Below are 7,726 nucleotides of genomic sequence, written 5' to 3'. Positions count from 1 at the left end.
CTATTTATGTAGAAGAAGTTTCCAGAACTTTTGGTGAATATTTACTTATTCCCGGTCTTACTACCAAACAGTGTGTACCTTCTAATGTTTCGCTACGAACACCATTGGTAAAGTACAATCTCGGTACACAATCAGCAATTGAATTGAACATTCCTTTCGTTTCGGCAATTATGCAATCAGTATCAGGCCCCGAATTGGCCATCGAACTGGCACGTAACGGAGGTCTCTCTTTCATTTTCGGTTCACAACCCATCGCCAGCCAGGCTGAAATGGTTCGGAAGGTCAAAAAGTTCAAAGCCGGTTTTGTAACCAGTGATTCCAACCTGACTCCGGAACACACATTGGACGATGTACTCCGCTTACTCGCACAGACCGGCCATTCTACTATCGGAATCACTCATGACGGTACTCCGAACGGCAAATTGCTCGGACTCGTCACCAGCCGTGATTACCGTATTTCAAGAGATGCCCGCGACAAAAAGATCAAAGATTTCATGACTCCTTTTGAAAAGCTGATCGTGGGTGAAGTCGGTCTGACTCTCAGTGAAGCCAATCAGATTATCTGGGATCATAAACTCAACACCCTCCCCATAATCGATAAAGATCAAAACTTAGCCTATTTCGTATTTCGCAAAGACTACGACAGCCATAAAGAAAATCCGAACGAAGTATCCAGTCCGGACAAAAAATTATTAGTCGGTGCCGGCATCAACAGTCGCGATTACAAAGACCGCGTACCCGCATTAATTGAAGCCGGAGTAGATGTACTTTGTATTGACTCTTCCGATGGATATTCGGAATGGCAATACGAAACATTGACATGGATTAAAAAAGAGTATGGCAATAAAGTGTTGGTCGGTGCCGGAAATGTTGTCGACAAAGAAGGATTCCAATATTTAGTGGAAGCTGGTGCAGATTTTATCAAAGTAGGGATCGGAGGGGGATCCATCTGCATCACCCGCGAACAGAAAGGCATTGGTCGCGGACAGGCTACCGCCTTGCAAGATGTAGCCAAAGCTCGTGACGAATACAAAGCCCGTACAGGCATATATGTACCTATTTGCAGCGATGGCGGTTTGGTTCAGGACTATCACATGGTACTTGCTTTGGCAATGGGAGCCGATTTCCTGATGATGGGACGTTATTTTGCCCGTTTCGATGAATCACCTACTAAAAAACTTTGTATCAAAAACAACTATGTGAAGGAATATTGGGGTGAAGGTTCCAATCGCGCACAAAATTGGCAACGATACGATATGGGAGGAACGGAATCATTGAAATTTGAAGAAGGGGTGGACAGCTACGTACCTTATGCCGGCAAAATGAAGGATAACCTTGCTGTAACATTAGGCAAGATAAAAGCAACGATGTGTAGCTGCGGCGCCATCAATATCCCTGAATTACAGAAAAATGCTAAAATCACAATGGTTTCTTCAACAAGTATTGTTGAAGGTGGTGCCCATGATGTGATCTTAAAAGAAAAAGCATAATCGCTTTTCGTTGAACGAAAATAACCATAAAGGGTGTCAAAAGTTCGACTTTTGACACCCTTTCCATATTTTGATGCAAAACTTTGCTGAAATCTTGCTTTGTATTAGCAACTGTTTTTCCTAAAAGCTACAAGATGATTCTTATAGCGGACTGAGGTTAATTTTAAGAGGAAAGTTGAAACAAGTTCTTAAAACGTCCAGACAGTCATTGCTTAATCACTTTCTTATTACCGACAATATAAAAACCTTTAGGCAATCTTTCGAAGTCTTCAACAGTACCGACACAATAACCGGAAATATTGTATATCCGATCGTTTTGCAATTTAAGATTATTTATTACATCCTGTATACCGGTAGGAGCCGATTTATAAGTGGTTTTAACAGTTGCAGCTTCCGTATTGATTTTACCTGTCAACCGTACATCAGCCGAACTTGCAGCAACGTAAATATCAACGCTTCCTTCTTCCACATCAAATGTATTCGTCTGTTCATTAAAATAAGACAATTGTTCGTGCTTCAATGGCATTGTGACAGTTTTCGTTTCACCGGGCTCCAATTCTACACGTGCAAATCCGACAAGCTGTTTAAGCGGACGTTCTATACTTGAATTTACATGAGCATATAACTGAACGATTTCCGCACCGGCATACTTGCCCGTATTGGTAATGTCCGCACTAACAATCAACTCCTCTCCTGCCGCGAGCCTGCTCTTGCTAATATTCAATTTTTGATATTCGAATGTGGTATAACTCATACCATATCCAAATGGATAAAGCGGAGTCTTGTCATGATACATATAAGTATATTTTGCATCGCGGATATCATAATTGAGCATACCGTTGGGTAAATCACTCAGCGCATTATACCAAGTAGAAGTCAGTTTACCGGAAGGATTATAATCTCCATACAAAACATCAGCAATCGCTTTTCCTTGTGCCTGCCCACCGTACCAGGCTTCGATAATAGCCGGAACATGCTCCTTAGCCCAATTGATTGTCACGGACGAACAAGTCTGCAACAGCAATATGACGTTCGGATTAGCCGAATAAACAGCTTCCAAAAGTTTTTGTTGGTCACCCGGCAAATTAAGATTAGTGCGGTCATGACTTTCATCGGAAACGGTAAGGTCTGTCCCGGCAGCAAATATAACGACATCCGCCTTGGCAGCTATTTCTTTGGCTCTCTCAAGGTTTGTTTCAGCCGTCCCCGTAACTGCACATCCCTTATAAAGGTAAAGCGGACCGTCCTCTTCAAGCGGATTGTTTGCATTCGGATCATAAAATTTAAACCAGTCCATATTCGCACAATACTTATCCCCGTTTGTTCCGCCTTCAAACTGTACGTACACCTTGTGTATCCCTTTGAATACATTCGGGTCGACTTCTGCAGTCGTTATTTCATATTTACTCCAGTTACCGGTTGCAGGGCATGTGACAGTCGCCTCCGGTGTATCATCTATTTCATCAAGATAGAACTTTACAATGGTCGCATTGTTGTTCTTGGCACCCGAATAAATGTCAACTCTTGATTTTCCTTCTCCCAAATTAATATCATTAAAAGCAACCCAATCGCCATTGAAAATATATCCCAAATTTCCGGCAGACCCGTTAGCTTCATGTGTCAATCGTTTGCTATCCGACGGTACACTTTGTTCCTCACAATCTTCAAACTGTATGGTTCCGTCATTTACCACGTACCCAATCTTTTCAGCAATGCCACCAAACGGAGTAGTTAGCGCCGTTGGTGAACCGGAGTACCCTCCAAGAGTGATTGTATTACCAAAAGGACCGATAACGGCAACACTTTTCGTTTTATCGAGCGGGAGTATATTATTGTCATTTTTCAGCAAAACGATAGCCTCCTGTGCTGCCTTATATGCCAATTGACGGTGCTCTTCACAATCAAGAACATCGTCAGAAATACTTCTCCAAGGAACATTGGAAGCATTGTCAAATTCACCGACAGAGAAACGCGCCTCAAATACTCTTACAAGAGCAGTGTCAAGGTCCGCTTCTTGCATATATCCCTTTTCAATCGCTTCTTTACAATAGTCCTGAAAGGTATTTCCGCAATTCAAATCTTCTCCATTCACAATAGATACCGCAGAAGCCTCAGCAGCAGTATTCACAAAATGGTGCCTGTTCGATTGGTAAACATCATCTACCGCACCGCAATCCGAAGTAACAAAGCCGTTGAATCCCCATTCTGTACGTAAAATATCGATAAGCAATTCATGATTAGCACCGCAAGGAATACCGTTTAGTGCATTATACGCACTCATGACAGAGCGTACATTGCCCTCCTTAACGGCCATCTCAAAAGCAGGCAGATAATATTCACGTAAGTTACGCGCATCCATATCCGACGATGTACTATGGCGTCCTTTCTCATAATTATTTGCAGCAAAATGCTTGGCTGTCGCTATTGTCTTATAATATTTCGGATCGTCTCCCTGCATACCTTTTATATATTCCACCGCTATTTTTCCCGTCAGGAACGGATCTTCACCATAGTTCTCTTCATCACGTCCCCAACGCGGGTCACGGCTCATATTAATAGTAGGACACCAGTAAATAAGCCCTTTATCCTTTGTATTATTATATACACGTGCCTCATCTGATGTAGCCACGGCACAATCGAATATCAACGGTAAATCCCAAGTACTCGACATCGCTTTCGATACCGGGAACGAAGTAGCCAGTCCGGAACGGGCAACACCGTGAATAGCCTCATTCCAATAATTATATCCCTTTATATTCAGACGGGGAATAGCCAATGTCTGATGTCCTACCTGATTGATTTTTTCCTCCAAAGTAAGTAACGACACCAGATTCTTGGCACGTTCGTGAAAACTGAGCGACTCATCTTGAAAGGGATGAGTTTGCGCCATTACGCAACTTGCCACCACAAGTGACATTGCTGTAAGAGTAATTGTTTTTTTCTTCATGGTATTTATATTCATTAATAAATCTATATCAGCAAAATTACCATCCATGAGAAAAATAAAGGTGGAATATCTAATGCGAAAAGAGGAACTTATTCATTAATCCCTCTTTTCGCATAGATATTCCACCATAATAGCGCTTCGTATAGGCGATTTACCATACAAACAAATCACTTTCACAAAACTATTACTTGTAAATCCAACGGTAAAGTTATACGTAGCCGTCCATCAGCTATACCATTTAGCATATAAAAGAGTGCGTCTTTTCGGTTGAATGCTTTTAGGAATACAAGATATTTCTCAGAAGAGTTGTTTTTTTATTTATTTGATTCACAAGATTATGATTGAAATTATTAATTTTGCGCATATATACATAAATTTCAGGAAAAGGCACACACTATTACTAACGTATAGCATGATAAAGATATCTGAGTTATACCCATAAACAAGTTAGCACTAATAAAAATGCACTTCAATAAGATTGTACAATAAATATAATTTAAAAATAAAATGAATACAGATTATAGAGTTGGTGATTTGATTTATGACGCAAATATATATGATGGATTAAACATCTTCTTATCTGATTTGCAATTTTATAAGAAGTGGTTACCTCAAAACAAGAATGCTAAAATACTTGAACTCTGCTGTGGCACAGGCAGGCTTACGATTCCAATCGCAAAAGACGGATACCATATCAGTGGAGTTGATTACACTCCATCAATGCTGAAGCAAGCAAAAATAAAAGCTTTCGAAGCAGGATTAGAGATCAATTTTATTGAAGCAGACATCAGGACATTAAATTTACAAGAGAAATTCGACCTTATCTTTATTCCTTTCAATTCAATCCATCATTTATATAAAAATGAAGATTTATTTAAAGCACTAAAGAGTGTTGAAAATCATCTCAAAAAAGGAGGATTATTTCTGTTAGACTGCTTTAATCCCAATATTCAGTATATTGTCGAAAGCGAAAAAGAACAAAAAGTAATTGCCGAATATACAACCAATGATGGTAGGGAAGTATTGATAAAACAAATAATGCATTATGAAAATGCAACTCAAATAAACCGTATAAAATGGCATTATTTTATAAATGGTGAGTTTCAGTCAATTCAAAATATGGATATGAGATTATTTTTCCCTCAGGAATTAGATTCATATCTGAAATGGGCCGGATTTAATATCATCCACAAGTTTGGAAGTTTTGAAGAAGAAGTATTTAAGGACACTTCGGAAAAGCAGATATACGTTCTAACATTCAATCACTGATTCAAAATAGAAAATGAAAACAGATTTCACGATCAGAGTAGCACAACAATCGGACATCGTTGAGCTAAAGGATTTATATAAAAATACCGTACTTGTAATAAACAGGCATGATTATTCACAAGAGGAAGTTGAAGACTGGGCATCGTGCGGAGATGATCTTTCCAAAATAGGAAAGATGATAGAAACTCACTATTTTATTGTTGCCGTTAATCAGCAGTCTCAACTCGTAGGTTTCTCATCCATCACCCCACAAGGATACCTACACTCTATGTTCGTCCACAAAGACTTTCAAGGTAAAGGTATCGCAACTATGCTTTTGGAAGAAATAGAACGATATGCTATTAAAGAAGGGATTATGCGCATTACATCAGAAGTAAGCATAACCGCCCGTCCTTTTTTTGAAAAACAGGGTTACATAGTAGAAGTAGAACAAAAGCGCAGGGCTAATCAGCTTTGTCTGACTAATTACTGGATGGCGAAGAATTTAACAAAATAAAGTATGAATATCCGACAATTAAATCATGAGGAATATGACAAAGCGGTTGCACTATCACTTGATGTATTTACCAAGTGCGGAACAACCGACTTTGACACCAACGAATTAGAAACATTTAAAAAGTTCATCCACAACAAAAAGCTGATGAATGAACTCACTGTTTGCGGAGCTTTTGATAACAATGAGCTTATCGGTATTATCGGGACTAAGCTCAACGGTGCACATATCTCTCTGTTTTTTATAAATCCCGACCATCATCGCAAAGGTATAGGCAGAAAATTGTTCGACTATGCTTATGCAAATCAAATAGCAGACAAAATAACTGTAAATTCTTCATCCTATGCTGTGAGGTTCTACGAAAGTTTAGGCTTTTCAAAAATAAATGAAAAGCAAGAAACCGATGGGCTGAAATACACTCCTATGATAAAATGTACTTCATCTTTAAAAGCTGAGAAACAAGTACTTGAATAATTATACAGGTACTGATAAATATAGAATCTCTCCTTTCCGGAGAGTCTGCTCCATTATAATATAATCTGATATCCAATGATACTCCCTATATGACACATCATAAAGAGTACTGATTCAATATTTGAAGTCTTTTTAAATCTTTTTCTCTACCAAAAAGAGATAAAATTCTTTTTTGCTCTTCAATTGTTGGTATTCTGACAATCATTTTTCCAACTGAAACTTCTCTATATTCTTGTACACAAACAGGTTGCCAAATATTATTCTTCTTGACTTGGAGGTTTCCCATGACCTCTATATCCATTAGAGGAAGATTAAATCTGGCAAAATTAGAGTGAAATAAATCATTCTCTTTGGTTTCAGGGGAAACTTCCATATACGCTTTCAGTAAATATTGCAACTTAGATGCATTCATTTCAGTTGTCAGAATATCAATATCTGATGTTTCTCCTATCTTTATATTCGACAAAATCATAGCAGACGCACCTATAATATAGAACTCTGAACTTATTTCCTGCAATTGAGCAGTTATACCTATGAGGGTTTGAGTTATTTTATCCTTAATATCCATATGTCTACAATTTACTTCTTCTCAAATAACCTGTTAAGCTATGATAGACAAATACCTCTGCAAAGCAGCTATCTCCACTTCAACAACCAACTGCTGAAAGCCTTCCGTCGAATGTTCCGTGTGTGACTTTTCCAATGCCTTACAATAGTCAATTTTGGCATCATTACTACCCTTCAAGGTAATAACAACGTAGCTATTGAGAAGAAGTATAAATTCGTCAACAGTCGGAAAGCACAACCATTACCGTCAATCTTGCCTGAATAGCAACACTACACTGTCGCCAAATCTTTTATTTCATTTGAGCGCAAGTCCGATAACTTAGCCAAAGGATGATTCGAAATAAATTGCGCTTTTTCCTGCTGTTCCTCATTAAATATCTGTTCCATAACCATAAGACAATTGTAACCTATGGTTAGATTTGATTGTTCCCTATTATACTTTTCCCCTCATAATACTGAAGGGTCAACGTAAAAATCTGAGGGGTA

At 38.8% G+C, this 7,726-nt stretch carries 6 protein-coding genes; 4 read left to right on the top strand and 2 right to left on the bottom strand.

Annotated features, from left to right (window positions below; genetic code table 11):
- Window positions 1–2: 2 nt before the first annotated feature.
- Window positions 3–1,490: an IMP dehydrogenase gene (locus QVP90_RS14450; RefSeq protein ID WP_288204631.1), complete on the top strand. Its 1,488-nt coding sequence runs from the start codon at window positions 3–5 to the stop codon at window positions 1,488–1,490.
- Between the two features lie 205 nt (window positions 1,491–1,695).
- On the opposite strand, the gene QVP90_RS14445 is transcribed toward QVP90_RS14450, so the two are convergent.
- Window positions 1,696–4,437: a glycoside hydrolase family 3 C-terminal domain-containing protein gene (locus QVP90_RS14445; RefSeq protein ID WP_021936828.1), complete on the bottom strand. Its 2,742-nt coding sequence runs from the start codon at window positions 4,435–4,437 to the stop codon at window positions 1,696–1,698.
- 507 nt (window positions 4,438–4,944) lie between these two features.
- Between QVP90_RS14445 and QVP90_RS14440 the strand changes: the two genes are divergently transcribed.
- The 3 genes from QVP90_RS14440 to QVP90_RS14430 are packed head-to-tail and all read left to right on the top strand — an operon-like array spanning window position 4,945 to window position 6,673.
- Window positions 4,945–5,706, top strand: coding sequence for a class I SAM-dependent methyltransferase (locus tag QVP90_RS14440; RefSeq protein ID WP_005930241.1), 762 nt, complete (start codon window positions 4,945–4,947; stop codon window positions 5,704–5,706).
- Window positions 5,707–5,719: 13 nt separating this feature from the next.
- A complete protein-coding gene (locus QVP90_RS14435) occupies window positions 5,720–6,202 on the top strand; it encodes a GNAT family N-acetyltransferase (protein WP_005930239.1) in 483 nt (160 codons plus the stop codon).
- A gap of 3 nt (window positions 6,203–6,205) precedes the next feature.
- Window positions 6,206–6,673 carry a GNAT family N-acetyltransferase gene (locus tag QVP90_RS14430; protein ID WP_021936827.1) on the top strand — a complete coding sequence of 156 codons (468 nt, stop codon included), beginning with the start codon at window positions 6,206–6,208 and terminating at the stop codon, window positions 6,671–6,673.
- Between the two features lie 97 nt (window positions 6,674–6,770).
- On the opposite strand, the gene QVP90_RS14425 is transcribed toward QVP90_RS14430, so the two are convergent.
- On the bottom strand, window positions 6,771–7,241 hold the full coding sequence (locus QVP90_RS14425; RefSeq protein WP_005930231.1) for a hypothetical protein: 471 nt from the start codon (window positions 7,239–7,241) through the stop codon (window positions 6,771–6,773).
- Window positions 7,242–7,726 lie beyond the last annotated feature (485 nt).

Source organism: Bacteroides sp. CAG:189 (assembly GCF_000432295.1).
Classification (GTDB): domain Bacteria; phylum Bacteroidota; class Bacteroidia; order Bacteroidales; family Bacteroidaceae; genus Bacteroides; species Bacteroides salyersiae.
The sequence above is the reverse complement of the archived record's forward strand: the minus strand, read 5'-3'. Positions and strand labels throughout refer to the sequence as shown.

What these genes read in the sequence shown, in the direction of transcription:
- QVP90_RS14445 (WP_021936828.1), bottom strand. Translation starts at nt 4,437, where the DNA reads ATGAAGAAAAAAACAATTACTCTTACAGCAATGTCACTTGTGGTGGCA.
- QVP90_RS14440 (WP_005930241.1), top strand. Translation starts at nt 4,945, where the DNA reads ATGAATACAGATTATAGAGTTGGTGATTTGATTTATGACGCAAATATA.
- QVP90_RS14435 (WP_005930239.1), top strand. Translation starts at nt 5,720, where the DNA reads ATGAAAACAGATTTCACGATCAGAGTAGCACAACAATCGGACATCGTT.
- QVP90_RS14430 (WP_021936827.1), top strand. Translation starts at nt 6,206, where the DNA reads ATGAATATCCGACAATTAAATCATGAGGAATATGACAAAGCGGTTGCA.
- QVP90_RS14425 (WP_005930231.1), bottom strand. Translation starts at nt 7,241, where the DNA reads ATGGATATTAAGGATAAAATAACTCAAACCCTCATAGGTATAACTGCT.